The organism is Streptomyces sp. CA-294286, assembly GCF_050947155.1.
Classification (GTDB): domain Bacteria; phylum Actinomycetota; class Actinomycetes; order Streptomycetales; family Streptomycetaceae; genus Streptomyces.
Genome location: NZ_CP192005.1, coordinates 3,849,183 through 3,875,925, shown reverse-complemented (window position 1 = coordinate 3,875,925; position 26,743 = coordinate 3,849,183). Strand labels below are relative to the sequence as shown.

At 71.6% G+C, this 26,743-nt stretch carries 20 protein-coding genes and 1 other RNA gene; 1 reads left to right on the top strand and 20 read right to left on the bottom strand.

Features of this window, described 5'->3' with window-relative positions; all coding sequences use genetic code 11:
* Nucleotides 1–908: 908 nt before the first annotated feature.
* The 6 genes from ACQPZG_RS21885 to ACQPZG_RS21860 form a co-directional block, all read right to left on the bottom strand.
* Nucleotides 909–2,549, bottom strand: coding sequence for a beta-N-acetylhexosaminidase (locus tag ACQPZG_RS21885; RefSeq protein ID WP_433547426.1), 1,641 nt, complete (start codon nt 2,547–2,549; stop codon nt 909–911).
* 4 nt (nt 2,550–2,553) lie between these two features.
* Nucleotides 2,554–3,441 (bottom strand): carbohydrate ABC transporter permease, encoded by an 888-nt coding sequence (locus tag ACQPZG_RS21880; protein ID WP_433547425.1) that lies wholly within the window; start codon nt 3,439–3,441, stop codon nt 2,554–2,556.
* Nucleotides 3,438–4,397, bottom strand: coding sequence for a carbohydrate ABC transporter permease (locus ACQPZG_RS21875; RefSeq protein ID WP_433549497.1), 960 nt, complete (start codon nt 4,395–4,397; stop codon nt 3,438–3,440). Before ACQPZG_RS21875 ends, ACQPZG_RS21880 begins: the two co-directional genes overlap by 4 nt.
* 82 nt (nt 4,398–4,479) lie before the next feature.
* Nucleotides 4,480–5,790 carry an extracellular solute-binding protein gene (locus tag ACQPZG_RS21870; protein ID WP_433547424.1) on the bottom strand — a complete coding sequence of 437 codons (1,311 nt, stop codon included), beginning with the start codon at nt 5,788–5,790 and terminating at the stop codon, nt 4,480–4,482.
* Nucleotides 5,791–6,082: 292 nt separating this feature from the next.
* The gene (locus ACQPZG_RS21865; RefSeq protein ID WP_185031735.1) at nt 6,083–6,382 is read right to left on the bottom strand and encodes a DUF3039 domain-containing protein; all 300 of its coding nucleotides are present in this window, start codon (nt 6,380–6,382) and stop codon (nt 6,083–6,085) included.
* A gap of 40 nt (nt 6,383–6,422) precedes the next feature.
* On the bottom strand, nt 6,423–7,019 hold the full coding sequence (locus tag ACQPZG_RS21860; RefSeq protein ID WP_433547423.1) for a YqgE/AlgH family protein: 597 nt from the start codon (nt 7,017–7,019) through the stop codon (nt 6,423–6,425).
* Nucleotides 7,020–7,283: 264 nt separating this feature from the next.
* Here ACQPZG_RS21860 and murA point away from each other — a divergent pair, with 264 nt between their 5' ends.
* On the top strand, nt 7,284–8,624 hold the full coding sequence (gene murA, locus ACQPZG_RS21855) for a UDP-N-acetylglucosamine 1-carboxyvinyltransferase (RefSeq protein ID WP_433547422.1): 1,341 nt from the start codon (nt 7,284–7,286) through the stop codon (nt 8,622–8,624).
* A gap of 80 nt (nt 8,625–8,704) precedes the next feature.
* On the opposite strand, the gene ACQPZG_RS21850 is transcribed toward murA, so the two are convergent.
* The 14 genes from ACQPZG_RS21850 to ACQPZG_RS21785 form a co-directional block, all read right to left on the bottom strand.
* Nucleotides 8,705–10,300 carry a hypothetical protein gene (locus tag ACQPZG_RS21850; protein WP_433547421.1) on the bottom strand — a complete coding sequence of 532 codons (1,596 nt, stop codon included), beginning with the start codon at nt 10,298–10,300 and terminating at the stop codon, nt 8,705–8,707.
* Between the two features lie 794 nt (nt 10,301–11,094).
* Nucleotides 11,095–11,376 carry an HU family DNA-binding protein gene (locus ACQPZG_RS21845; protein ID WP_003954777.1) on the bottom strand — a complete coding sequence of 94 codons (282 nt, stop codon included), beginning with the start codon at nt 11,374–11,376 and terminating at the stop codon, nt 11,095–11,097.
* Nucleotides 11,377–11,761: 385 nt separating this feature from the next.
* The gene (locus ACQPZG_RS21840; protein WP_433547420.1) at nt 11,762–13,195 is read right to left on the bottom strand and encodes an NAD-dependent malic enzyme; all 1,434 of its coding nucleotides are present in this window, start codon (nt 13,193–13,195) and stop codon (nt 11,762–11,764) included.
* 404 nt (nt 13,196–13,599) lie between these two features.
* Nucleotides 13,600–15,969, bottom strand: coding sequence for a HelD family protein (locus tag ACQPZG_RS21835; RefSeq protein ID WP_433547419.1), 2,370 nt, complete (start codon nt 15,967–15,969; stop codon nt 13,600–13,602).
* A 61-nt stretch (nt 15,970–16,030) separates the two neighbouring features.
* Nucleotides 16,031–16,819 (bottom strand): anti-sigma factor family protein, encoded by a 789-nt coding sequence (locus ACQPZG_RS21830; RefSeq protein ID WP_433547418.1) that lies wholly within the window; start codon nt 16,817–16,819, stop codon nt 16,031–16,033.
* Nucleotides 16,816–17,403 (bottom strand): sigma-70 family RNA polymerase sigma factor, encoded by a 588-nt coding sequence (locus ACQPZG_RS21825; protein ID WP_433547417.1) that lies wholly within the window; start codon nt 17,401–17,403, stop codon nt 16,816–16,818. Before ACQPZG_RS21825 ends, ACQPZG_RS21830 begins: the two co-directional genes overlap by 4 nt.
* Before the next feature lie 175 nt (nt 17,404–17,578).
* The gene (locus ACQPZG_RS21820; RefSeq protein WP_433547416.1) at nt 17,579–18,163 is read right to left on the bottom strand and encodes a CGNR zinc finger domain-containing protein; all 585 of its coding nucleotides are present in this window, start codon (nt 18,161–18,163) and stop codon (nt 17,579–17,581) included.
* Between the two features lie 202 nt (nt 18,164–18,365).
* Complete coding sequence (locus ACQPZG_RS21815) at nt 18,366–18,923, bottom strand: GNAT family N-acetyltransferase (RefSeq protein ID WP_433547415.1); 558 nt, start codon at nt 18,921–18,923, stop codon at nt 18,366–18,368.
* A 128-nt stretch (nt 18,924–19,051) separates the two neighbouring features.
* Nucleotides 19,052–20,962: an acyltransferase family protein gene (locus ACQPZG_RS21810; RefSeq protein WP_433547414.1), complete on the bottom strand. Its 1,911-nt coding sequence runs from the start codon at nt 20,960–20,962 to the stop codon at nt 19,052–19,054.
* Nucleotides 20,959–23,184, bottom strand: a complete 2,226-nt coding sequence (locus tag ACQPZG_RS21805; RefSeq protein WP_433547413.1) for a bifunctional polysaccharide deacetylase/glycosyltransferase family 2 protein — start codon at nt 23,182–23,184, stop codon at nt 20,959–20,961. The genes ACQPZG_RS21810 and ACQPZG_RS21805 overlap by 4 nt, the downstream gene beginning before the upstream one ends.
* Before the next feature lie 16 nt (nt 23,185–23,200).
* Entirely contained in the window at nt 23,201–24,097 is an 897-nt protein-coding gene (locus ACQPZG_RS21800; RefSeq protein ID WP_433547412.1) for a hypothetical protein, read from the bottom strand.
* A 365-nt stretch (nt 24,098–24,462) separates the two neighbouring features.
* Nucleotides 24,463–24,832: a transfer-messenger RNA gene (gene ssrA, locus ACQPZG_RS21795) on the bottom strand.
* A gap of 162 nt (nt 24,833–24,994) precedes the next feature.
* Entirely contained in the window at nt 24,995–25,486 is a 492-nt protein-coding gene (gene smpB, locus ACQPZG_RS21790; protein ID WP_433547411.1) for an SsrA-binding protein SmpB, read from the bottom strand.
* Between the two features lie 18 nt (nt 25,487–25,504).
* Nucleotides 25,505–26,671, bottom strand: a complete 1,167-nt coding sequence (locus ACQPZG_RS21785) for a S41 family peptidase (protein WP_433547410.1) — start codon at nt 26,669–26,671, stop codon at nt 25,505–25,507.
* Between the last annotated feature and the right edge of the window lie 72 nt (nt 26,672–26,743).

Below are 26,743 nucleotides of genomic sequence, written 5' to 3'. Positions count from 1 at the left end.
TGCGCCGTACGGTACGTGCTCCCGGCCCGGACGTGGCAACTCTGGCACATCTTCGGATCCGCTCGACGCGAGGGTCCGCACTGGGACTTCCCACTCCGGCCCGAGGCATGAACCCTCTTTCGGGCTTCCTCCATGATGGGCAGCAAATGACCGGATTGCGGGTCTTTGGTTACTTGTGGTGGTGCGGGCCGGTCAGGTGGCTGCTCGTGGCCGTGCGGGCCGGTCAGGTGGCTGCTCGTGGCGGTGCGGGCCGGTCACGTGGCTGTTTGTGGCGGTGCGGGCCGGTCACGTGACTGCTCGTGGCGGTGCGGGCCGGTCACGTGGCTGTTTGTGGCGGTGCGGGCCGCACCGTGGTTGCTCGTGGCGCTGCGAGCCGGTCGGGGGTGTCGTGTGTCGGCCAACTTTGCACGGGACGGGGCGGAGTGGTGCGCCGGGTCGGCCAACGGCAGCCGTCCCGAACCGACACATCCGGACCGGCCCGACCGGCCCTACCGGCCCTACCGGCCCTACCGGCACAAGCCGACCCGCCACGTCCGGACCAGCCCGGCACATCCGGCCCCACCCGCTCCTGAGCGAGCAGCGCGCCCGGCACATCCCACCCAACTCGGCCCGGCACGACCAGCACAACCCGTCCCGACACACCCCGCCCAACCCGACCCGGCACGACCAGCACAACCCGTCCCGCCACATCCCGCCCAACCCGACCCGGCACGACCGGCACAACCCGTCCCGCCACGACCGGCCCGGCACAAGAGGCCCCACCCGACCCCACCCCGACCGGCCTCGCCCCGCCCGCCACCGCCTCCCCCCGCCCCAACACCCCGCGCCCCCAACACGCTCGCGCCCCCGCCCGAACTGCCCCGGGGCCGGTCACGGGCAGGGGAGGCGGACGCGTTTCGTCGCCCGGCTCACACGTTCGGGGGCAACCCCTCGATCGGGCGTCCGATGACTCCGGGGCGCCGCTGCTGCGGCAACGGGCCGCCGGGCGGCCGGTAGTCGACGCCGAGGGCGTCAAGTCGGCGGTAGTGGGCGGTCATCCGGGCGGTGAAGGAGGCGAAGTCCCGTTCGGCGGGGGCGGGCAGCGTCGACCAGGCGACCTCGGCGAAGGCGGCGAGGCGCGGGAAGACCTGGTAGTCGACGCGGCTGCGGTTCTCCATGACCTCGGTCCAGACGTTGGCCTGGGTGCCCAGGACGTGCCGGGATTCCGCCTCCGTCAGTTCCGCGGGCACCGGTTCGAAGCGGTAGACGTCCTCCAGCGTGCGGACGTAGCCGATCGGCACCGGTTCGTCGGGGCCGCCGTGCTGACGGTGATCCAGGTACACCTGCTGTTCGGGACACATGACGACGTCGTGGCCCGCCCGGGCGGCGGCGATGCCTCCCGCGTAGCCCCGCCACGAGGACACCGCGGCGCCGGGTGCGAGTCCGCCCTCCAGGATCTCGTCCCAGCCGATCAGGCGACGGCCCCGGTCGCTGAGCCAGGTGTCGAAGTGCCGGACGAACCAGGACTGGAGCTCGTCCTCGCCCGACAGGCCGAGCTCGGCGATACGTGCCTGCGCGGCCGCGGACCGCTTCCACTGCTCCTTCGGGGCCTCGTCGCCGCCGATGTGCACGAAGCGGGACGGGAAGAGGTCGAGGACTTCCTCGAAGACCCCTTCGTAGAAGCGCAGGACGTGCTCGGCCGGGGCGAGGATGTTGGGGTTGACGCCCCAGGTGTCCCACACGCCGAGGGCGGCGGTGTCGACGACGTCGGTGTTGCCGAGTTCCGGGTACGCGGCGATGGCGGCCTGCGAGTGGCCGGGGATGTCGATCTCGGGGACGACGGTGATGTGCCGGGCGGTGGCGTACGCGACGATCTCGCGGATGTCGTCCTGCGTGTAGAAGCCGCCGTGCGGGGTGTCGTTCCACCGGTCGGACGCCCGGTGGCCCCACTTGGTGCGGGGCCGCCAGGATCCGACCCCGGTGAGCCGGGGGTGGCGCTCGATCTCGATGCGCCAGCCCTGGTCGTCGGTGAGGTGGAAGTGGAAGACGTTCAGCTTGTGGGCGGCGAGCAGGTCGAGGTAGCGCAGGACGTCGGCCTTGGGCATGAAGTGCCGGGCCACGTCGAGCATGAGGCCGCGCCAGCCGAAGCGGGGGGCGTCCTGGATCCGTACGGCGGGCAGCCGCCAGGTCTTCCCCGGCAACGGTGCTTCGCGGTACGCGTCGGGGCCCAGCAGTTGCCGCAGCGTCTGCACCCCCCAGAAGACCCCGGCGGGCCCCCCGCCGACGACGTGCACGCCGTGCTCCTCGGCCGGCGCGGGCACGACGTCCAGCCGGTACCCCTCCGCGCCGAGGCCCTCGGTCACCGCGGGGTCCACGCAGAGCCGTACGGCGCCTGCGGCCGGGGTTCCGGCGGGCGGGAACGAGAAGCCGGTGGCCGCTCCCACCGTGCCGCGCAGCCAGTGCGCGGCACGCTCGGCGCCGTCACCCACCACGAGTCCGGTGCCGGCCCCCAGTTTCACGAATGCGCCGTCGTGGCGGCTCACCTGCCGGGGTGCGGGAATCAGGTCCATGGGATCAGTCCTTGACCGCTCCGCCCAGTCCCGAGACCAGGCGTCGCTGTACGAGTACGAAGAACACCAGCACCGGAAGGGTCATCACCGTCGAGGCGGCCATGATCCCGCCCCAGTCGTTCTCGTCCGGTTTGAAGAAGACCAGCAGCGCCATCGGCAGCGTCGACTGGGAGATGTCGCTGATGATGAAGGTCTTCGCGAAGAGGAAGTCGTTCCAGGTCGAGATGAACGAGAAGACGCTCGTCGCGACCAGCCCCGGGAAGACCAGCGGGAAGAGGATCTGCCACAGGAAACGGGTACGTGACGCTCCGTCGATGTAGGCGGCCTCCTCCAGCGCCTCCGGGACCGCCTTCACGAACCCCCGCAGCATCCACACCGCGAACGGAAGGGAGAAGGCGAGGTGCGGGAGGATCAGCGAGCCCAGCGTGTTGAGCTGCCCGAAGTCCCGCATCAGGAAGAACAGCGGAATCGTCAGCGCCTCCACGGGCACCATCTGCGCCACCAGGAACATGATCAGCAGCGTGGTGCGGAACTTGAAGCGGAAGCGGGTCACCGCCGTCGCCGCCAGGAACGCGATCAGCGCGGACGCCACGACCACGGTCCCCGCCACCAGCAGGCTGTTGAGGAAGTAGCGGCCGAAGTCCTGCTGTTCGAAGACCCGCCGGAAGGAGTCGAGCGAGGGGGACAGCGTCCACGGCCGGGCGTCCGTCGACTGCACCTCCCCGGCGGGCTTGAAGGCGGACAGCACCATCCAGTACAGCGGGAAGGCGACCACGACCGCGACCAGCAGCGCCGAGGCCTCCGCCGCCAGCCGCCACGGCCGCCGCACCCGCAGGCGCCCCGCCCGCGGCAGCGGGGAACGCGCGCGTTCCGTCGTCTCGGGTGTGCTCACAGTTCTTCTCCCTGACGTCGCATCAACCGCAGGTACACGAGCGTGACCGCCAGCAGGATGAGCAGCATCACCACGCCGATGGCCGCGCCGAGGCTGTACTGCGAGGAGGCGAAAGCCTGTTGGTAGGCGTACACGTTCAGCACGAGGTTCTGTCCGGCGATCCCGCCGCCGCCCGTCATGACGTAGATCTGGGTGAAGACCTTGAAGTCCCAGATGATCGACTGGATGGTGACGACGATCAGGATGGGCCGCAGCATCGGTGCCATGACGGACCGCCAGATCCGCCACTGCGAGGCCCCGTCCAGCGAAGCCGCCTCCAGCACCTCGCCCGGAATGGCCCGGATCCCGGCGTACACCGTGACCATCACGAACGGGAAGGAGCACCACACCACTTCCAGGAGTACGAGCGTGAACGCGCTGTAGCGGCCGTACGTCCAGGAGAAGTCGCCGAGCCCCAGCAGCCGGTTGACCGGCCCGTAGTCCGGGTCGAAGAGGAAGACCCAGACCGTCGACCCGGTGATCGCGGGCGTCGCCCACGCACCGAGCGCCGCCATCATCAGCGCGAGCCGGGGCAGCGCCCGTATCCGCGTCAGGAGTACGGCCAGGGCACAGCCCACCGCCAGCGTCGTGACGACGCACGCCGCGGCGAAGCAGACCGTGGCGCCCAGCACCTGCCAGAACTGCGGGTCGCCGAAGAGCGTCGCGTAGTTGCCCAGCCCCTGGAAGCTGGTGGGTTCGCCACCGCTGACCTGGGCCTGGGTGTACTCCAGGAAGGAGATGAGGCCGAGTTGGTAGATCGGGTAGAGGAGCAGCGCGGCGAGGACGACGAGGGCGGGGGCGAGGTAGAGCCAGGGCGTCCACCCGGCACGGGAGCGCGGGGAGACACCCCGGCGGCGCGCCGGCTGCCGCACCGGGGCGGGCCGCTGCACCCGGGGCGGACGGCTCTTCAGGGGCACGGAACTCACACCGCCTCCCCGACGGATGCGGGCACGGGCACGCGGCGGTGCGGCGGCAGAGAGACGGGCACGGTCGGGCGGCTCACTTTCCGAACGCCTCGTCCATCTTCTTCGCCGCCTCGTCGGACGCCGCCGCCACGTCCTTCTTGCCGCTGACGATCTGCTGGAACATCGTCGGCAGCACCAGCGAGGCGTCGATCTTGCCCCAGCCGGGCGAGGCGGGAACGAACTTGGTGCCCGAGGCGAGCGTCTTCACGAACGGCTCGACGAAGGGTTCCTTCTTCGCGGCCTCGGCCCGCACGTCGCCGTACGTCGGCAGGAAGCCCATGGCGTCGAAGAGTTCGCCCTGCGTCTTCTTGGCCGTCAGCGACTTCATCAGTTCCACGGCGAGCGTGCGGCGCGGGGTGCTCTTGAGTACGCCGATGTTGTTGCCGCCCGCGAAGGCCGGCGCCACCGAGCCCTTCTCCACGCCGGGCAGCGGCACCACCGCGTACTTGCCCTTGACCTTGCCGGCCTCGACGGCCGCATGGCTGAAGTCACCGCCGATCGCCATCGCCGCCTTGCCGGAGGCGAAGGCCGTGACGGTGTCGTTGCCGCCCATCTTGGCGCACTTCTGCGCGGGGCAGTTGTCGTCGCCGAACAGCGAGGTGTACGCGGCGATGCCCTTGCGGGATGCCTCGGTGTTGATGGCGGCCTGGTACGAGGAGCCGCTGCCGGTGGCGAGTTCGCCGCCGTGCGCCCACACGAAGGGCATCGCCCCGTACGTGTAGGCGCCGCCCACGGCGAGTCCGTACAGGTCCGGCTTCGCCTTGCGCACGGCCTTCGCCGCCGCGATCAGTTCCGCCTGCGACGTGGGCACCGGGACCCCGGCGTCCTTCAGTACGTCCGTGCGGTAGTACAGCGCGCGCACGCCGACGAAGAGCGGCGCCCCGTACACCTTGCCGTCGACGGTGACGGACTGCTTCGCCGTCGGGTCGGTGTCCTTCGCCTCGTCCCACGCCCCGAACTCCGCGCTGACGTCGGCGAGTCCGCCGTCCTTGACGTAGCCGGCGGTGTCGGTGTTGCCGTACTCGATCAGGTCGGGGGCGCTGGACGGGTCGTTGAACGCGGCCTTGATGCGCTGGGCCCTGGTGTCGACGGGTATGTACTCGACCTCGACCTTCGCGCCCGCGTGGGCCTTCTCGAAGGCGGCGACGGCCCGGTTGACGACCTGTTCCTTGGGCTTGTTGGCCACTTCCTGGAACAGCCACACCCGCAGCGTGCCGCTCTTCTCGTCGCCCTTCGCACCCCCGCCCCCGCCGGAGGTCTGCGGAGCGCACGAGGCGACGGCGAGGGAGGCGAACACCAGGGCCGTCACGGGCAGTCGGGTCCGAGCGAGGGCGGTGCGCTTCATGTACGGGTACCCCTGTCGAGTTCATGGCGTTGCAACATGTGCAACGAACGTTTCGTACTGCACAACACAACAGGCAGGAGACTAGAGCCGCGCCCGCACCCGAACAAGACCCGGACGGTCCCGAAACGCAAAAGGGCCCCGCGGCGCGCCGGGAACGCACCGCGGGACCCGTCGCCCGCAGGATCACCGTCGCCGGGCCGCCCCCGCGCCACCGCTCACGCGAAGCGGCCCCCGCGACACGCCGAAGCGCGTCGCGGGGGCCGTCGCCGGACCACCCGTCAAAGGCGAAGTACTACTTCTTGTCGCCCTTGCCGTCCTTACCGCCCTTGCCACCCTTGTCGCCAAGGGATTCGAAGATCTCCTTGCACATCGGGCAGACCGGGTACTTCTTCGGGTCGCGCCCCGGCACCCACACCTTGCCGCAGAGCGCCACAACGGGAGTGCCCTCCAGGGCACTCGCCATGATCTTGTCCTTCTGGACGTAATGGGCGTACCGCTCGTGGTCCCCGTCGCCTCGCGACGTCTGAGGAACCGGCTCTACAAGTGTCCCCGTACCTGCCCCGCGTTCGGGCTCGGGCTCAAGAGTGCTCATACGAGCCAAGGGTACAAGGGACGTCCGCCGACGACCTCGCCTAGTTCAGCGAAGGATCGTCCGGATAAGTCGCGATCATCGCCAGCCCGCTCCGCTGCCTGCGCAGCACCGCCCGCCACAGCCCCTCCGGCTCGGGCGAGGACACGTCCCCGGGCTCCGAATCGACGGCGTACCAGGCCCCCTCGCCCAGTTCCTCCTCCAGTTGCCCCGGGCCCCACCCGGCGTATCCGGCGAAGATCCGCAGCGAGCCCAGGGCCGCCGCCAGCAGTTCGGGCGGCGCGTCCAGGTCCACCAGGCCGATCGCCCCGTGCACCCTCCGCCACCCGAGTGGCGCGTCCCCGCCCGGATGCGGCCGGGCGCCGGGCGGCCGGCCCGCCCCCGGGACCACCGCCACGCCCAGCGCGGAGTCCTGCGCGACCGGCCCGCCCCGGAAGACCACCCCCGGCGCGCCCGCCAGGTCCGCCCACGGGGCGAGGATCCGGTCGACGCCGACCGCGGTGGGCCGGTTCAGCACCACGCCGAGCGAACCGGCCTCGTCGTGGTCGATGACCAGCACCACGGCCCGGTCGAAGTTCGGGTCCGCGAGTGCCGGCGTGGCGACCAGCAGCCGCCCTGTGAGCGAGGACACCTCCGTCATGCGCGACATGATCCCGCAGTTCCGCACCCCACGGGGAGTGGGCGACGGCAGGAAAAGGCCCCCAGCTCAGGGCGCACGGCAGCAGCGGGAGCGCGCAGAACACCACAGAAACTGACGGTAACGCTCCGCTGTCGCACGCCGACCAGAGCGTGTTGTGGCGAATTCTGGACGTACGTCCACCGCGTTCTCACTTACGGAACGGGGGTACCTGCCCCTTACCCTTTCCCTTGGCCCCCTGTCCGACGATTCCGGAACGCGAGATACATGACCGGCACAGACGATGTACTGCTTGTCCACGGCGGCACCCCGCTGGAGGGCGAGATCCGCGTTCGCGGCGCCAAGAACCTCGTCCCCAAGGCGATGGTCGCGGCCCTCCTCGGCAGCGGTCCGAGCAGACTGCGCAATGTGCCCGACATCCGCGACGTACGCGTCGTACGCGGGCTCCTGCAACTGCACGGCGTGACCGTCCGCCCCGGCGACGAGCCGGGCGAGCTGATCCTCGACCCCTCGCACGTCGAGTCCGCGAACGTCGCCGACATCGACGCGCACGCGGGGTCCTCCCGCATCCCGATCCTCTTCTGCGGCCCGCTGCTGCACCGGCTCGGCCACGCCTTCATCCCCGGTCTCGGCGGCTGCGACATCGGCGGCCGGCCCATCGACTTCCACTTCGAGGTGCTGCGCAAGTTCGGCGCGACCATCGAGAAGCGCGAGGACGGCCAGTACCTGGAGGCCCCGCAGCGCCTGCGCGGCTGCAAGATCCGTCTGCCGTACCCGTCGGTCGGCTCCACCGAGCAGGTCCTGCTCACCGCCGTCCTCGCCGAGGGCGTCACCGAGCTGTCCAACGCGGCCGTCGAGCCGGAGATCGAAGACCTGATCTGCGTCCTGCAGAAAATGGGCGCGATCATTTCCATGGACACCGACCGCACGATCCGCGTCACCGGCGTCGACCGTCTCGACGGCTACACGCACCGCGCGCTCCCGGACCGTCTCGAAGCGGCCTCCTGGGCCTCGGCCGCGCTCGCCACCGAGGGCAACATCTACGTGCGCGGTGCCCAGCAGCGCTCGATGATGACCTTCCTCAACACCTACCGCAAGGTCGGCGGTGCCTTCGAGATCGACGACGAGGGCATCCGCTTCTGGCACCCGGGCGGCGCACTGAAGTCCATCGCCCTGGAGACGGACGTCCACCCCGGCTTCCAGACCGACTGGCAGCAGCCGCTGGTCGTCGCCCTCACCCAGGCGACGGGCCTGTCCATCGTCCACGAGACGGTGTACGAGTCGCGTCTCGGCTTCACCTCCGCGCTCAACCAGATGGGCGCGCAGATCCAGCTCTACCGCGAGTGCCTGGGCGGCTCCGACTGCCGCTTCGGCCAGCGCAACTTCCTGCACTCGGCCGTCGTTTCGGGCCCGACCAAGCTGGAGGGCGCCGACCTGGTCATCCCCGACCTGCGCGGCGGTTTCTCGTACCTGATCGCGGCTCTGGCCGCCCAGGGCACCAGCCGGGTGCACGGCATCGACCTGATCAACCGGGGTTACGAGAACTTCATGGAGAAGCTGGAGAGGCTCGGCGCGAAGGTCGAGCTGCCGGGCGGCGCACTCGTCTGACCGTCGCCCCTCCCCCACGGCCCGTACGACGCCGGGGGCGGCCACCGCGCGTTCCGGTGGCCGCCCCCGGCGTCGGCGTGTCAGGGCACGTGTCCCACTGCGGTCCCCGGCAGCCGGGGAGGCTCCGGCAGCCCCGGGAAGGTCCGCGGGGTGACGTAGGTGCACAGCGTGTACGTGTACCCCGGCCTGACCTGCGACTCGGTGCTCGCCTCGCGGCTCACCGGGCGCCCCTGCGACTTGGACGCGAAGTAGTACGTCCCCGCGGGCAGCGACAGGGTGCGCTTCGGGTAGTTCCTGCCGCGGTCCTTGCAGGTGTTCCTGCTCGGTGTGCCACGCGGGTACGGTGCACAGCCGGCGCACGCGGGGAGCGTGAAGGTCCCGGTGACCGGGCCCGTGTACAGCACGACGGTCTCGCGGGACGAGTCGTTGGACACGACGTACGACATCCGCCCGCCGCCCGGGGTTCCGGTCGGCGGCAGCGCGCGCCCTGCGCCCGGCTGGGCGGTCGCGATCTCCGCGGCGACGGCGACGGAGCGGGCGCGGGCGGCGTTCCCGCTGCCGCCGTACCTGGCGGCGAAGCCGGACAGGGTCGCCCGTGCCTCGCCGAACTTCTTGTCGCGGAACTGGTCGAGACCGCAGGAGTACGTCCCGCTCTCGACCGCCGCGCCGGTCTCGGTGCGCAGTCCCTCGGCGTCCGCGCCGTCCCACGCCCCGACGGTGTCGCCGATCCGCTTGAGTTCCGCGACCGCCGGGCAGGGGTCGTCACCGCCGAGCGCCTGCCGGTGCGCGCCGACCTCGGTACGGATCGCGGGCACGACCTGCGAGGCCTGCGCGGAGTCGGGGAAGGTCCTGCGCAGTTCGGACAGTTCGCCGCCGACACCCGCCGAACCTCCCCGCGCCGTACCGAGCCGGCCCATCCCGCACTCGTAGAGCGACGTCGCCAGCGGCGCGTCCGGCCAGGCGGCCAGCCTGTCCGGCAGCGTCCCGCCGACCTTGTCCGGCACCGTCCGCAGGTACCGCAACGGCCTTAGCGACGCGCAGTATTCACGTTTCGCGTACGGCGCGGCCACCGCCCGGTAGAACGCGTCGAGCCGGTCCGGGACCAGCTTCGCGGCCCGCGACCCGCCGTGCTCCGCCGCGAGTTGGCGGTACGCGTCGAGGGCGTTGCCGTAGCGCTGCTCGTCCTGGCTCCCGTAGGACGCGCCGTCGGCCGGGACCACCAGCGCGTCGGCCGCCGCGAGCCGGGCGAGCAGCATCTCCTCGACGGCCTCGTCCTGCGCCCCGCGGTGGAGCACGACTCCGCTCGCGGGCACGGCCAGCAGGGCCACGCCCGCCACCACGGCGACGGCCGGCCGTACCGGAAGGGCCGTGCGGGTACGCAGTCCTCGGCGCACCCCGTCGGCGGCGGCGAGCACGAGCAGCGCGGCGTAGCCGGCCACCGCCCAGCCGGGCACACCCCGCACGTCGGCGGGGAGGGCGAGGGCGAGCAGCGCGGCGGTCGCGGCGACGCACACCGCGGCCCCGGCCCACCGGCGCAGCAGTACGTACCCGAGCCCCAGCCCGGACAGGTTCAGCAGCCCGGCGGCGACCGCCCGGCCGGGATCCGCCTCGGGCGGCGGCCCGACGGTGGGCGGCCGTCCGGGCGGCGGCGGAGTCCCGTACGCCCCGTAGGGCACGCCCGCCGTCGGCAGGAGGTGGCCGCCGTGTCCCGCGGGCGGTCCGGAGGGAGGCGGCGGCCCGAATCCGGGCGGCGTCGTCCCGGTGCCCGGCGGGGGCCCGGAAGGGGGCAGCGCGCCAGGAGGCTGCGGGGGCGCGGAAGGCGGCGGGGTGCCGGGAGGCGGCAGCACGCCAGGAGGCGGCGAGGTGCCGGGAGGCGGCGGGGTGCTGGGAGGCTGCGGGGTACTGGGAGGCTGCGGCGGTCCGGAGGCGTCCGACGGCTGCTGCCGTCCCGTCCCGGGGCCGGAAGGCTCCTGCGGTGCGTCTCTTCGGTCGTCCGTTCCCATGCTGCCCCCCGGCCCCTCCGGCACGCCCGTTCCCGCCGGTGCGTCCAGTCCCGTTCGGAACGGCCCGGCCGGGTGCGGCCCGACCCCACCTACGATCCGACACCCCGTCAGGGCCGTCAACGCCCGTGACCCCGTGCACCACGGCGGCACCGTCTCCGGCGTCCCCGCGGCATCGCGGGCCCCACGGGTCCCGGGCGGGCCGGGCCCCGCCGCGGCTCTGACGGCCCCTCTGAAGGGCGAGGAGCCCCCTCGGCCGCCGACGGGGCCCGCGACCCGTGCGCACGGCTTGTGCGGCCGTACGGAGGCGATCACTCCGGTTCCGCGCGGCGGGCGGCCCGTACGGGCGAACTGCGGGGGCCCGGGTGCGGGGAACGCCCCGGGACATGCCACAGGGGGCGGCCGCCCGGCGTGTTCCGGATGGTCGCCCCCTGTGGTTCCACCGTGGCGCCTGAACGCCTCGGCGGGTGTTACTTGCCCTTGGCGGCTTCCTTGAGCTTGGAGCCCGCGGAGACCTTCACGCTGTAGCCGGCCGGGATCTGGATCGGGTCGCCGGTCTGCGGGTTACGAGCGGTACGAGCGGCACGGTGGGTGCGCTCGAAGGTCAGGAAGCCGGGGATGGTGACCTTCTCGTCGCCCTTGGCGACGATCTCGCCGACGGTCTCGGCGAGCGCGGCCAGCACGGCGTCGGCGTCCTTGCGGGTCACCTCGGCGCGGTCGGCCAGGGCGGCCACCAGCTCACTGCGGTTCATGTTGTTACTCCCGTGTTCTTCTTGCCTGTGAGGCGTGCCACGCGGCGGAGCCGCATGTTGGGGCACAGCGAAGCCGATGCTGCCAGGGCTCTAGGACAGTCCCCGGACCCGGGTCTGGTGTCAGACCCTCGCGCCCGGTTACGCATCCTGCCCCCACCAGCGGCGGGAAAGCCAATCCGGCACCCGCCGGAGTCACCCGAAGGCCACTGGGAAGGCCCCTGGAGAGCGCCACTGCCTCGCCTGTGGTGGCGCTCCGTCGACTCGCTGTGTCGGACTGTTCACGGGCCGCAGCTCCCCGGCGCCTCGGGGCGCCGGGGGCTGCCGACTCATTGCCCGCCACCCTAGATGTGCCCCGGATACGCCGCGAACCGCGACGCGCCGCGCGTCAGACGGACGTGGGACCCGTCACAGTCGTCCCCGCGGCCTTCGCGGCGGTGCGGACGGCGTCCGCGACGGCTCCGGCGACCTTGTCGTTGAAGACCGAGGGGACGATGTAGTTCGGGTTCAGCTCGTCCTCGGAGACGACGTTCGCGAGGGCCGTCGCGGCGGCCAGCATCATCTCCGTGTTGACGGTGCGGGACTGCGCGTCGAGCAGGCCGCGGAAGACGCCGGGGAAGACCAGCACGTTGTTGATCTGGTTCGGGAAGTCGGAGCGGCCGGTGGCCACGACCGCCGCCGTCTGACGGGCGATCGACGGTTCGACCTCGGGGTCGGGGTTCGCGAGCGCGAACACGATCGCGCCCTCCGCCATGGCCGCCACGTCGCCCGCGTTCAGGACGTTGGGGGCGGACACGCCGATGAAGACGTCCGCGCCGACGACGGCCTGCTTGAGGGTGCCCGTCATCCCTTCGGGGTTGGTGTTGTCGGCGATCCAGCGCAGCGGCGACTCGGGGTCGGCGGCGACCAGGTCCTCGCGGCCGGCGTGCACCACGCCCTGGATGTCGGCGACGACGGCGTGCTTGACGCCCGCGGCGATCAGCAGCTTGAGGATCGCCGTACCGGCCGCGCCGGCGCCGGACATGACCACCCGTACGTCGCCGACGGACTTGCCGACCACCCGCAGCGCGTTCGTCAGCGCGGCGAGGACCACGATGGCCGTGCCGTGCTGGTCGTCGTGGAAGACCGGGATGTCCAGGGCCTCGCGCAGCCGGGCCTCGATCTCGAAGCAGCGGGGGGCGGAGATGTCCTCCAGGTTGATGCCCGCGAAGCCCGGGGCGATGGCCTTGACGACCTCGACGATGGCGTCGGTGTCCTGGGTGTCCAGGCAGATCGGCCAGGCGTCGATGTCGGCGAAGCGCTTGAACAGGGCCGCCTTGCCCTCCATGACCGGCATGGCCGCCATCGGGCCGATGTTGCCGAGCCCGAGCACCGCCGAGCCGTCGGTGACGACCGCGACGGTGTTGCGCTTGATGGTGAGGCGGCGCGCGTCCTCGGGGTTCTCCGCGATGGCCGTGCAGACGCGGGCGACGCCCGGGGTGTAGATCATCGAGAGGTCGTCACGGTTGCGGATGGGATGCTTGGACGACATCTCGATCTTGCCGCCGAGGTGCATCAGGAAGGTGCGGTCGGAGACCTTCCCGAGGACGACTCCCTCGACGCCGCGCAGCTTCTCGACGATCTCGTCGGCGTGCGAGGTCGAGGAGGCGGCGATCGTGACGTCGATCCGCAGCTTCTCGTGCCCGGATGCGGTGACGTCGAGGCCGGTCACGGAGCCGCCGGAGGCTTCGACGGCCGAGGTGAGCTGGCTGACCGAGGTCCCGCTGGCGGGGACCTCCAGTCGGACCGTCATCGAGTACGAGACGCTGGGCGCCGTTGCCATGGCCGACTTCCTCTGCTTTCACTGGCTTCTTTGCTGCCCCGCCGTGGCCGACGGGCCCGCGGGGCAGTCCGATCGTCGCACCTACCGGCGGGTAGCAGGTAATAAGAGTTCCACTTTTGGAAAAGCTTTTCCACCATACGAGAAACACGTGGTGGAGCGGTAGCCCCCAAAGGCCCCAAACGAACAGGTCCGGAGCGCTGCGGGAGCGCTCCGGACCTGTTCGTCTTCACGTGGGGGCGACACCGGCCCGCCATGCTCGCCTCGCGGCAAGTGGTCGCTCGAAGCGACTAAGGTTGGGCCCGGGGGCTTGGATCGAGCCGGTGTCACGTTCGAGCCTAACAAACCCTCCACGGAAGTGCCCGTACTCCCTTGAAGTGACATCTGTGCGGGCAGTTGACCCGGCCTCAGTCCCGCAGCAGCGCCGGGACCCCCTGCCCGTCGGGGTCGTCCCGCTTGCCGGACACCACCGTGAGCTGCTGCGTCGCCCGCGTCAGCGCCACGTACAGCACCCGCAGGCCCGCCGGGGACTCCTCGGCGATCTCCGCGGGGGAGACGACGACCGTCGCGTCGTACTCCAGCCCCTTGGCCTCCAGGCTGCCGAGCGCCACCACCCGTTCGCCCAGCTCCGCGAGCCAGCGCCCGGCCTGGGCACGGCGGTTCATGGCCACGACGACGCCGACGGTGCCGTCCACCCGCTCCAGGAGGCGACCCGCCTCCTCGCGCACGGAGGCCGCCAGGTCCCCGGCGCTCACGAAGCGCGGCACCACGCCCGTCGACCGGACCGCCCTCGGCGACCGCATCCCCGGAGCGGCCAGAGCCAGCACCCGGGCGGCGAGCTCGGCGATCTCGGCGGGGTTGCGGTAGTTGACGGTCAGCTCGAACTTTCGGCGGGGACGGGAGCCCAGCGCCTCGTTGCGCGCCTCGGTGGCCTCCTCGGGGTCCGTCCAGGAGGACTGGGCGGCGTCGCCGACGATGGTCCAGGTGGCGGTGCGTCCGCGCCGGCCGACCATCCGCCACTGCATGGGCGTGAGGTCCTGCGCCTCGTCCACGATGACGTGCGCGTACTCGGTGCGCTCCGCCGCCAGCCGTTCCGCGCGCTCCCACTGCGTCTCCTCGCGCTGCGGCATCAGCTCTTCGAGACCCGTCAGGGCGTCCAGCGGGTCGTACTCGCGCTTCCTCCTGGGGCGGGCGGGCGTGCCCAGCAGGAGCTGGAGTTCGTCGAGGAGGGCCACGTCGTGCACGGACAGCTCCGCGCGTCCCAGTGAGCGGGCCAGCTGGCGCACCTCGCGCGGGGTCAGGACGCGCCGTGCCCAGCGTCCCAGGCGCTTCTCGTCGGCCATCGAGGCGAGGACGCCCCGCGGGGTCAGCTCGGGCCACCAGGCGTTCAGGAAGGCCAGGAAGGAGTCCTCGGAGGACACGTCGTCGTCGAAGGAGGAGCGCAGCTCGGCGGCGAGTTCCGGGTCGGTGTGCCGCCCCCGGCCGCCGGACTTCGACCAGAGCGCGTCCAGGAGGAGCTTGCGGGCGCGCGGGCGCAGCAGGTTGACGGGGGCGGTGCCGCTGAGGACGTTCTCCCGGATGCGCTGGAGCTCGGCGGCCTCCAGTTCCAGGCGGGAGCCGAAGGCGACGACGCGCAGCAGGTCGGTGCGGACGGCGGGCTCGTCACCGGGCTCGTCGAAGTCGTCGAAGTCCCCGAAGGACAGCTGCCCCTCCTCCTCCCGCGGCGCGGCGGCCGCGGGGGCCTCCAGGGCTCCGCGGGCCGCCTTGCGCAGCACCTTGAGCATCCGGGAGGAGCCCTTGATACGGGCGATGTTCGGTTCGTCGTACGTCGTGGCCTCGGCGCCGTCGACCAGCGAGCCCAGTGCGCGGATCGCCACCTGGCCCTCCTCGCCGAGCGAGGGCAGCACGCCCTCGGTGTACGAGACGAGCAGCGGCGTCGGCGAGACGATCAGGATGCCGCCCGCGTACCGCCGCCGGTCCTGGTAGAGCAGGTAGGCGGCGCGGTGCAGGGCGACGGCGGTCTTGCCGGTGCCGGGCCCGCCCGCGACCTCGGTGACGGAGGCGGCGGGCGCCCGGATCACCATGTCCTGCTCGGCCTGGATGGAGGAGACGATGTCGCGCATGGTGTGGCTGCGGGCCTGCCCCAGGGCGGCCATCAGCGCCCCGTCGCCGATCACGGCGAGCTTCTCCCCGTCGAGGTGCGCGGTCAGCTCGGGCCGCATCAGGTCGTCCTCGACGCCCAGGACCCGTCTTCCCTTGGACCGGATGACCCGGCGGCGCACGACCCGGCCCGGGTCCTTGGGTGTGGAGCGGTAGAACGGCGCGGCGGCCGGGGCGCGCCAGTCGATGACCAGCGGCGCGTAGTCGGAGTCGAGCACGCCGATCCGGCCGATGTGCAGCGTCTCGCCGATCTCGGCGACCGGAGCGCCCTGCGCGTCCTCCCGTACCGCGTCGTCGGCGGGCTCCACGGAGGTGAACGCGCCGTCCGGGCCCTTCTTGCCGTCCTTGCCGTGGAGCAGGTCGATCCGGCCGAAGAGGAAGTCCTCGAACTCGTTGTTGAGGCGGTTGAGGTGCACCCCCGCCCGGAAGACCTGCGCGTCGCGCTCGGCGAGCGCGCCGGGCGTGCCGACCTGACCCCGCTTGGCGGCGTCGTTCATCAGGAACTCGGCCTCGTGGATCTTCTCCTCAAGACGGCGGTACACCTGATCCAGATGATCCTGTTCCACGCCGATTTCCCGGTCGCGGACCGAATCGACAGCGGCATCCTGCGCGGCCACCGAGGCCCCCTTCTGACGTGCACTGGGCAGCCGTCAACCGTACGCGAAGGGGGCGGTTATGTCAGGCGTCGACTTTCACCAGCGGTTTGCCGTCGAATGTCCGGACCTCGAACCTGTCGATGTCGCCGCGCTCCATCGCGGCGCCGCCGTGGACGTACAGCGGCTTCCTGGCTCCGCTGTGGGCGCTGCCGGGGATCCCGTACCCCCAGTTCGGGACGGACCAGCTGGTCACGACCTCCTCGTCGCCGTTCTTGGCGACGGCGACCAGGCTGCACTTCAGCGGGCCCCTGACGTTCCTCAGTTCCAGGACGGCGTGGGTGCCCCAGCCCTTGGCCTCCGTGCCGACGACGGCGCCGACCCCGGTCACCGGGTCGGTGGCCTCGGTCTTCCTGGTCATGTGGTGGAAGAAGGCGTCCTCGGCGGGGCTGGTGGGGCGCGGGGCGGGGAGGGCGCGGGCGGGCGGGGCGGCGGTGTCGTGGGCCGCCGCGACGACGGCCGCGCCGGAGCCGCCGATCACCACGGCCGCGGCGGCCGCGGCCAGGCGCAGGCCGCGTCGCCTGCGGCGGGCGGCCCGGTCGCGCTGGGCGGCGACCTCGTCGACGAGTCCCGCGAGCAGCGCGGGACCGGGCTTCGTCGACGCCCGCGGCGGACCCGGGGGTTCGGCGAGAGCGGCCAGTACGGATGCCATGCCGCCGAGGTCGTCGAGCTGGGCCGCGCAGTAGCCGCAGCCCGCGAGGTGGGTCTCGAAGGCGGCGGCCTCGTACTCGTCCAGGAGGCCGAGCGAGTAGGCGGCGACGGCGTCGTGGACGGACTCCCCCTCGGGGACGTTCGTGCCGTCACTCGTGCTCATGCCGTCACTCCTCGTTCCTCAAGCGCCAGCTTCATCGAGCGCAGCGCGTAGAAGACCCGGGACCGCACCGTCCCGCTGGGTACGCCGAGCACCTCGGCCGCCTCGCCGACCGTACGTCCTCTGAAGTAGGTCTCGACGAGCGCTTCGCGGTGCGCCGGGGTCAGGTCGTCCAGTGCATCGCTGAGGGTCATCAGCCACAACGCCTTGTCGATCTCGTCCTCCGCGGGCATGACCTCCAGCGGCGACGGTTCGACCTCCTGCGGCCGGGCCTGCCGGCTGCGGTGGTTGTCGATGACGATGCGACGGGCGACCGTCACCAGCCAGGGTCGGACGGAGCCGGTGGCCCGGTTGAGCGAACCGGCGTTCTTCCAGGCACGGATGAGCGTCTCCTGCACGACGTCCTCGGCGCGCTGGCGGTCGCCGGCGACGAGACGCAGCACGAAGGCGAGCAGCGGGCCCGCATGCTCGCGGTACAGGGCCCGCATCAACTCCTCCTCCTTCGAAGGGGGTTGAGCGGACCCTCGCGTGCTGCGATGCCGGGCCCTGGGCGGACGGTCATCGGCCACGGCGGCATCCTCGCGCACGGTGAACCTCCCGGTCGAGACCTTCGCGGTCTTCCTCGACCTCCCATACGCGGCGGCGGGTGCACGCGACTCAACGCGGGCGCGAGTTTCTTCCGTACGAGGCGTACGCACGCCTCTCGCGCCCCGCCGGGAACGGGCCACCGCCCTCGTTCTCGTACGCCTGTCCGTGCACCCGTCAGGGCTGTGCCGCCACGGCCGCACGCCGACGGTGCCTGGCCACCCGTTCACGGTTGCCGCACACCTCGCTGGAGCACCAGCGGCGGCGGTGCCCGCGTGACGAATCGATGTACAGGCGACCGCAGTTGTCGCCCTCGCAGCGGCGCAGGGCGGCACGGGCGGCGGGGTCGGTCAGCAGGCTCACGGCGTCCCGGGCGACGGCGGCGAGGAGTTGCTCGCAGCGGGGCTCACCGGCCAGGACGAACCTCAGCGAACCGTCCGGCGCGCGGACGGCACGGGGCGCGGGCGGGGAGGCGGCGGCGAGCGCGTTCACCTGCTCCAGGGCGGCGTCGGGGCAGCACTCCGCCTCCGTCAACTCCCTTATGCACTCACGGAGTCGGCAGAAGCGCGCGACCCATTCGCCGTCGACGCCCCGCAACGGGGTGCCGGCCGGGGCCAGCCCCGCCCCGGTCAGCCACGCGCTCAGCCGGGCCGGGCCGGTCAGCCGCTCCTCGCCCGAGGCGCGCGTCGCGAGGAGGTCCAGGCAGACCCGCCCGGAGTCGAACCACCATGCGTACGTGCCGCCCACACCGCCCGCGCCCATGCCGATGCCCTCCGGAATCGCCCTCCCCCCAGAGTGCCCGCCCCCGCCCCTCCCCGTAACCCCTCCACCCCTCCGGGACCCTTGTGCGGCGGGCGGTCGACGTCAGCCTCCTTGGGCGGCGGGGTCGCCCCCGGTAGCTCCCATGGGCGGCGGGCCCCGCCCTACCGGCCCCGCACCCCGCCCCACTCCTCCGCGCCCCGCCCTACTCCCCCGCGCCCTCCACCAACCCCTCCCCCTCGAAAAGCACTCGCTGGAACAGCCGGTGATCCCGCCACGCCCCGTCGATGTGCAGGTACCGCCCCGCCACCCCGATGTCCTCGAACCCGCACTTCTCCAGCACCCGCTGCGAGGCCGCGTTGGTCAGCAGCGTGGCCGCCTCGATGCGGTGCAGCCCCACCTCGGTCCTGGCCAGGTCGCACACCCGTGCCACCGCGGCCGTGGCCAGGCCCCGGCCGCCGTACTCGGCGTCGATCCAGTAGCCCAGGTGAGCGCTGAGGAACGGCCCGTACGCCACATTGGTCAGGGTGATGCCGCCGGCCACCCGCTCCCCGTCCACCAGCAGCCACGGCACGGCTCGCCCGGCGTCCCGGTCGGCGAGCAGCCCCGTCAGCCGGGCACGCTGGCCCTGCTCCGTGTAGAAGGACTCGGGGCGCCACGGCTCCCAGGGCCGCATGTGCGCACGGTTGAGCCGGATCGCCTCGGCCAGGGCCGAGGCGTCGTCCAGCGTCGCGGGGCGGAGTTGCACGGCGTCGGGAGTCATCCCCGTACCGTACGAGAAAAGCCCGTTCGCCCCGGATCCGGGGCGAACGGGCGTTTGCGCGTTGCCGGTGGCGACAGGAACCGCGGCGCCCCGGGGTCGCTACGTCCCAGCTGTCCGCGAGTGCCCCGTTAGCCGCTCTTGGCCGCCGCGCCCTTCTTCTTCGCGCCGTTCGGCCAGAGCCTCGGCTTGCGTTTCGCCGCGACGTCCTCCGCCCAGCCGAACGTCGCGATCGCCACCGCGATCAGCGGCCACGCGAGGACGAACATCAGGACCTGGTACAGCTTTCCGAGGTTCGAGTTGATCATCTCGCCGATCACCGGGACCGTCCCGAGTTCCCACATCCGGTCGATGATCGGGATGGCGAGCATGATCGCCATCTCGTGCCAGAGGTAGATCGTCACGGCCCGGTTGTTGGCCAGGGTGATCGGGGTGTCGAAGCCCTTGAGCTTGCCGGGAAGCTCCTGCCAGGACGGCGAGTAGTGCAGCAGGATCGCGCAGAAGCCGAGCGACCACAGGGCGTTGGCCGGGGCGATCTCGTCGAAGTTCCACGGCACTTCGCCCGGATGCGTGCCGGCCCACCACAGGCCCAGGGCCATCAGGACCGCCGCGAACGACGGGATCATGTACGCCTTCAGCTTCTTCAGCGTGCCCTCGTGGTGGGCGAAGCCGAGCATCCAGCAGGAGGCGAAGGTCGAGAAGTCCTTGATCGCGTTGCCGGTCTCGCCGGGGATCTGGACCAGTTCCAGGCCGATGACGAGCGAGAGGCCGAGCGGTGCCAGCATCGACACCCACGGCAGCTTCTTGAACGCCTTGAGCATGAGCGGCGACAGCACCACGAACCACAGGTACGCGCGGATGTACCAGAGCGGACCCGAGGTCTGCTCCGCCCAGCCGAGGCCCAGCAGGCCGCCGTCCGAGCCGGCCTCGGACGGCCCGGAGGGGGCGCCCACCGGCACGAACCACCAGGCGAGCTTGATCCACCACCAGATGATCGAGTCGTCGTCCTCGCCGGCGCCGGGCCTCCAGCCGCCGTTGAAGATCAGTGCGAGGGTGACGATCGAGAACACCCACACCGGCACCATCAGGCGCCGTATTCGGCTCTTGATGACGCTGCCCGCGGACCGGGCACTGAGCGAACGCGCCATCAGCGAGCCGGCCAGGGCGAACATCACGCCCATGGAGGGGAAGACGACGGTCATCCACGCCTGGTTGTAGACGTGGAAGAGCACGACGCGGACCAGCGCGACGGAGCGCAGCAGGTCCAGGTAGCGGTCGCGGCCGGGCTTCTTCGGCGGGGCCTCGGACTCCGCCTCGTCGGCGGGCGCGTCGGGCCCCTCGGGTCCGTCCGGCTTCTCCAGTACGCCGACGCCGCCCGCGGGGTCGGCGAAGGGCGTCCCGTCGTCCGCGGCGCGACCCCAAGCGGGCTGCTGGCGGGTCGGCGCGCCGACCGCGGTACGGGCGAACGCGGGAGTCTCCTCCTGCTGCCCGGACGGCGGCTCGTACCGTACGGGGCTGCCGTCGGGGTACGTGTCGGGGTAGCCGGTGCCGGCGTTCTGCGGGAACTCCGCGGTCGCGTCCGCCTGCGGGGCGGCGTAGCCGGGCTCGGCGTAGCCGCCCTGTGCGCCGTACTCCTGGGTGCCGTATCCCTGGGTGCCGTACCCCTGTCCGTTGTGGCCCTGCTCGGCGTGTCCCGCGGGACTCTGGCGGGGCCAGCCGCCCTGGGTGGTCCGGGGGGCGTAGCCGCCCTGCTGGGGGCCGCCCGCCTGCGGGTACTGGCCCGGCTGCGGGTACTGGCTTGCCTGCGGGTACTGGCTCGCCTGCGGGTACTGGCTCGCCTGCGGGTAGCCGTTGCCCGGCCGGCCCTGGCCGTACATCGACGGGCCGGGGTTGTTGCGCACCTGCGGCCAGCCCCCGCCGCCGCCCTGCTGGGGCGCCGACGGTGCCGGGCGGCCGTCCAGGTGGCGCGGGAATCCGTCCGCGTCGTACTCGTCGTCCTCGGGGCGGCCGTCGCCGTACGCACCGGGCTGTCCGTGGCTCATCCGACGGGCCACCTCTCCTGCTCGTGCGGGACGTGGGCGTCGTTCCGCTGGCCCGGCAGGGCCCCCGGCGCCTCGACCACACCGGTCCTGCGCAGCTTCTGCCAGCGCAGGCGTCCGCCGGTCAGGGCGGTGATCCAGGACTGGAGCAGGACGACGTACATGACCTGCCGGTACAGGATCTGCTGGAGCGGGAAGGTCAGCAGGTGCGTCATCTTCTCCTTGTCCAGCCGGAACGCGTAGGCCGCGCAGACCACTTGGAGCATCAGCACGCCGAACCACGCGATGATCGTCTTCTGGGTCGGGCCGAAGACCAGGCCGTAGATCAGGAAGATGTCGATCAGCGGGGCGAGCAGCGGGAAGACGATCATGAAGAGCGAGACGATCGGCAGGCCGATGCGGCCGAAGCGGCCCGAGGGGCCCTTCTCGATGAACGCGCGGCGGTGCTTCCAGATCGCCTGCATGGTGCCGTACGACCAGCGGTAGCGCTGCGACCACAGCTGCTGCACGGACTCCGGCGCCTCGGTCCAGGCGCGCGCGTCCTCCGCGTAGACGACCTTCCAGCCCTCGCGGTGGAAGGCCATCGTGATGTCGGTGTCCTCGGCGAGGGTGTCCTCGCTCATGCCGCCGACCCGGTGCAGGGCGTCCGCGCGGAACGCGCCGATCGCGCCGGGGATGGTCGGCATGATGCCGAGCATGTCGTACAGACGGCGGTCCAGGTTGAAGCCCATCACGTACTCGATGTGCTGCCAGGCGCCGATCAGCGAGTCGCGGTTGCCGACCTTGGCGTTGCCCGCGACCGCGCCGACGCGCGGGTCGCCGAAGGGCTGGACCAGCTCGCGCACGGTGGACGGCTCGAAGACGGTGTCACCGTCCATCATCACGATGATGTCGTAACGGGCGTGCCGGATGCCGTTGTTGAGCGCGGCGGGCTTGCCCGAGTTCTGCTGGCGGACCACCCGGACGTTGGGGATCCGCATCTGCTCCACGATGTCGGCGGTGCCGTCCGTCGAGCCGTCGTCGATGACGATGACCTCGATGGGATGGTCGCTGGACATCAGCGAGCGGACGGTGTTGGCGATGCACTCGCGCTCGTTGTACGCGGGCACCAGCACCGTCACCGGCCTGGTGATCTGCGGGCCCCAGCGGAAGTTGCGCTTCCTGACCTTGCGGGCGTGCGCGAAGGAGAGGATCAGCATCATTCCGAAGCGGGCGATGACCAGCGAGCCGACGATGGCGAGTCCGACCGTCAGGACCTCGGTGATGTGGTCGGAGACGTAGATCGCGGCGATGAACGCCTTGGACTTCCACAGTTCGAGACCGGTGACCGGGGTGTGCGCGGTCGGTGCGCCGAGCGCCTCGGTCAGGTTGGTGAACTTGAAGCCGCGCTTCTGCATGTCCGGCAGGAACTGGTCCAGCGCCGCCACGGTCTGCGAGCGGTCGCCGCCGGAGTCGTGCATCAGCACGACGGTGCCCTTGGTGCCCTTGGGCGTGGCGCGCTTGAGGATCTCCTTGACGCCGGGGCGCTTCCAGTCCTCGGAGTCGGTGTCGTTGACCACGGTGAGGTAGCCGAGTTCGCCGACGTACTGGGCGACCGGCCAGTTGGCGTCGTCGAAGGCACTGGCGGTCGAGGAGTACGGCGGCCGGAACAGCGAGCTGTGCACCCCGGCCGCCCCGGCCAGCGCGAGCTGGTTCTGGGAGAACTGCCAGTCGATGCCGTTCCTGGTCTTGTACGAGAGGTCCGGGTGGTTGAAGGTGTGCAGCCCCACCTCGTGGCCCTCGTCCACCATCCGCTTGACCAGATCGGGGTAGCGGGTGGTCATGGTGCCGGTGACGAAGAAGACGCCGCGGGCGTTGTGCTCCTTCAGCTTGTCCAGGACGCGCGGGGTCCACGTCGGGTCCGGGCCGTCGTCGAAGGTGATGACGATGTGCTTGTCACGGACGTGCCGGGCGACGGGCGGCTTCTCCTTGGGCTTCGTCGCGTCGATGACGGGACCGCCCTTGAGGATGTCCTTGGGCACCGTGAAGGAGTCGATCGCCTGGCGGACCCGCTGGTCCGAGTCGAACTCGCTGTGGACATAGCCGCGCAGCATCAGCATCGCCATCATGGCGACGAGCAGCAGCGAAGGCAGCAGGTACCGCATGGGGAACCAGCGCCGCCGCGTGCGCGTGCGCGCGGCAGCGCGGCGGGCGCCCTTCGAGGAACGCCTGCGAGGGTTGGACATCTACGTGCCGTGCCTTCTACTGAACCGGAGGAATGGGAGGGTCGATCGGAGTCTCGCCGCCGTCCGCGGCTCCGCTGTCCGCGGCACCGCCGGGCGTACCTGCGTCACCGGCGCCACCGGCGGGCGTACCGGCGTCACCTGCACCACCGGCGGGCGTACCCGCGTCCCCGGCACCGGCGCCGCCGGGCGTACCGGCGTCTCCGGCCCCGGCACCGCCGGGCGTACCCCCGCCGGGAGCACCGCCACCGGGCGTGCCGCCCGGCGTGCCCGCGCCGCCGCCGGGCGTACCGCCCGCCACGGCGCCACCGGCTGCGGCGCCGCCGGCCGCCGCCGCACCGGCTCCGCCCGCCGCGACGGCCCCGCCCGCGGCCTTGCCGGGGACGGCGGGGGGCTTCGTGTCGGCCGGGGAGTCCTTGGGGTCGGGCTTGTCTGCGTCGCCCGCGGGAACCTTGTCGTTCGTCCCGGGCACCACCGCGCCACCGGGATCGGGCTGCTGGTCGCCGGAGACCGGGGGAATGCTGTCGGGCTTCGGCACGGACGGGTCGGGGGTGGGCTCCGACTTCACCTTGTCCGCCTTCTCCTCGGCCGTCGTTACGCCGGGGAGGAACAGTCCGGGGGCGATGGAACTGCCCCCGATCAGGGAGGCGACGAGCATCACCGCGTAGCAGGCGCAGACGGCGCCCAGAACCCAGCCGAGCCTGCGGAACTTCTTGCCGCGCCGGCCGCTCTCGTCGACGAACACCGGGCCGTCGCCGCCCTCGGCGGGCAGCTCCGGCATGACGGGCGCGATGCCGACGCCCTTTCCGAACTGCGGCCCGACGGAATCGAGCTGCATCGTGCGGTCGTCGGTGTCACGTATCTGGCGTATCTGGCGGGTCTGCCCGGTCTGGGCGCCCTTTTGCATGTTGTTCACAGCTGTCCGCACATCCCCCACTGACGAATTGCATCGGTGGGCGCGCGCGACTCGCTGGACGCTGCCGTCGGCCCGGGCCCCCACCCGTCCAAGCGTCCCTATCACACTGCACCCGGACGACGAATGTAGCGCACGCCGGTCGCACTCCTTCGCTTGAGTGCTCGGTTGTCACACAGCAATGACATAGCGCGCCCTGGAACTGTTCATTCCGCGCCCGAATTGCCCTGTTTACCCCCTATTTTTAGGGCACATAAGACATCACGTGACGCATACGACAGTCACTGCCCCGGGCGTGGGCACGGTACCGCGGACACGACGAAGGCCCGACCGCCGGAGGCGGTCGGGCCTTCGCTCAACCATGGGAATTGTGGAGATGGCGGGAATCGAACCCGCGTCCAACGGTGCAGAACCAGGGCTTCTCCGTGTGCAGTCTGCTGCGATTTTCTCGGCCCCGGAGATCACGCAGACAAGTCTCCGACGGGCTCAGTCACTGTTTGATTTCCTCCCAGGTCCCGTGACCGGGCCTAGGAGTTTAGATCCCTTGATGATGCCAGGATCCGGGTCGGGATCACCCCCGGGCTGACACTTCGCAAGTCGCTACTTAGGCAGCGAGGGCGAAGGAATCGCGCTTGGTGTTGGCGATTATTGGTTGCGACATGTGGTTAACGAGATCATTGCCGCTTCCTCGACACGCTTCCCCTGCTTCGACATCCGCTGTCGAAACCGATCATCCCCATGTTGATTTTTCAAAGCGGACCGGGCGGCTCGCGCTGCCCTGTCCCGTGCCACCCCATCACCATGTGGGGCGCAGTAGCCATCGTACGTGACCGACGTCCGACGATGCCAACCCATTTCCCCGCGAACCCTGAAACCGTTCCGCGGGTGACGGCGCCCGTCCTACAGGTGCCCGCGCTCCTTGCGCTTCACCGCCGCGATCGCGCGGTTCGTCTCCCTGGTGTCCTGCTTCTCGCGGAGCGTCTGACGCTTGTCGTACTCCTTCTTGCCCTTGGCGAGCGCGATCTCGCACTTGACCCGGCCGTCCTTGAAGTACAGCGCGAGCGGCACGATGGTGTGGCCGCTCTCGTGGGACTTGGACTCCAGCTTGTCGATCTCGGCCCGGTGCATCAGCAGCTTGCGCTTGCGCCTGGCCGCGTGGTTGGTCCAGGTGCCCTGCGAGTACAGCGGGACGTGGATGTTGTGCAGCCACGCCTCGCCGCCGTCGATCTGCACGAAGCCGTCCACCAGCGACGCCCGGCCGAGCCGCAGGGACTTCACCTCGGTGCCCATCAGCACCACGCCGCACTCGATGGTGTCGAGCACGGTGTAGTCGTGGCGGGCCTTCTTGTTCTGCGCGATGATCTTGCGCTTGGGGTCCTTTTCCTTAGCCATAGTGCGGTCATTTTCGCACTACGAGCCCCCCTGGAGGCCACTCAATACCGACTGGGCCCGTTCCCGGGCCCGCTGGGTGACGGCGAGGTCGGGCGTGATGCCCCGGCCGTCGAGGCTGCGCCCGGCGGGAGTGCGGTAGTGGCCGACCGTCAGCTCGGCCACCGAACCGTCCGGCAGCCGGCTCGGCTTCTGCACCGAGCCCTTGCCGAAGGTGCGCGAGCCGACGGTCAGCGCCCGGCCCCGGTCCTGGAGCGCGCCCACCGCCAGCTCGGCGGCGCTCATCGTGCCGCCGTCGACGAGCGCCACCACGGGTCTCGCCGTGTCGCCGCCCCTCCTGGCGTGCAGCGCCCGCTGTCTGCCCCGGTCGTCGTACGTCGCCACGAGGCCGCCGTCGAGGAACGCGGAGGTCGCGGTGACCGCCTCGCCGACCAGCCCTCCCGGGTTGCCGCGCAGGTCGAGCAGGACGCCCTTGCCCGCGGGGGCCTCACGGACCGCCCGGCGCACCTGCTCCCCGGAGCCCCTGGTGAAGGACGCCACCCGGATCAGCAGCGCGCCGCCGGGGAGGTGCTCGACATGGACGGCCTCGGTGGCCAGGGTGGCCCGGCGCAGCGTCACGGTCCACACCCGCGTGCCGCGCTGGAGGCCGAGAGCGACCGGCGTACCCACGCCGTCGCCCTCCCGCTCGCCGCGCAGCAGGGCGACCACCTCGGTGACCGGCCGGCCCTCCACGCGTGTGCCGTCGATGTCGCGGAGCCGGTCCCCGCGCCGCAGACCGGCCCTCGCGGCAGGCGAGCCCGGCCGCACCCCGGTGACCTGCACGCGCCCGTCGGCGGCCCCCTCGACCCCGAGGCCGACACCGGTGTACTCGCCGTCCAGGGACTGTGCGAACTCCCGGTACTCGGCCGGGCCGTAGACCGCTCCCCACCGGTCGCCACTGCGGCTGACGGCCTCCCGGGCCGCCTCCTTGCCGGACTTGCCGTCGGCGACCGACCGGGCGGCGGCTCCGGCCACCTCGTCGGCGGGGACGCTCCGGGCCACGGGCCGCGCGGCCGAGGGGGGCGGCTCCTTCGTGGACGAGAAGGGGTCTGTCACCGAGACGGTGGCCAGCGCCCCCGCGAAGGCCAATGTCAGGGCCGCCCCGCGACACAGCCCGCGGGGCCCGATTCCGCATACCGGACCTGGCATGGCGACGAGTGTAGGACAAAACCGTGCCCCGCACGGAAGGCTGCCGTACGGGGCACGGGGGACGCCGGATGC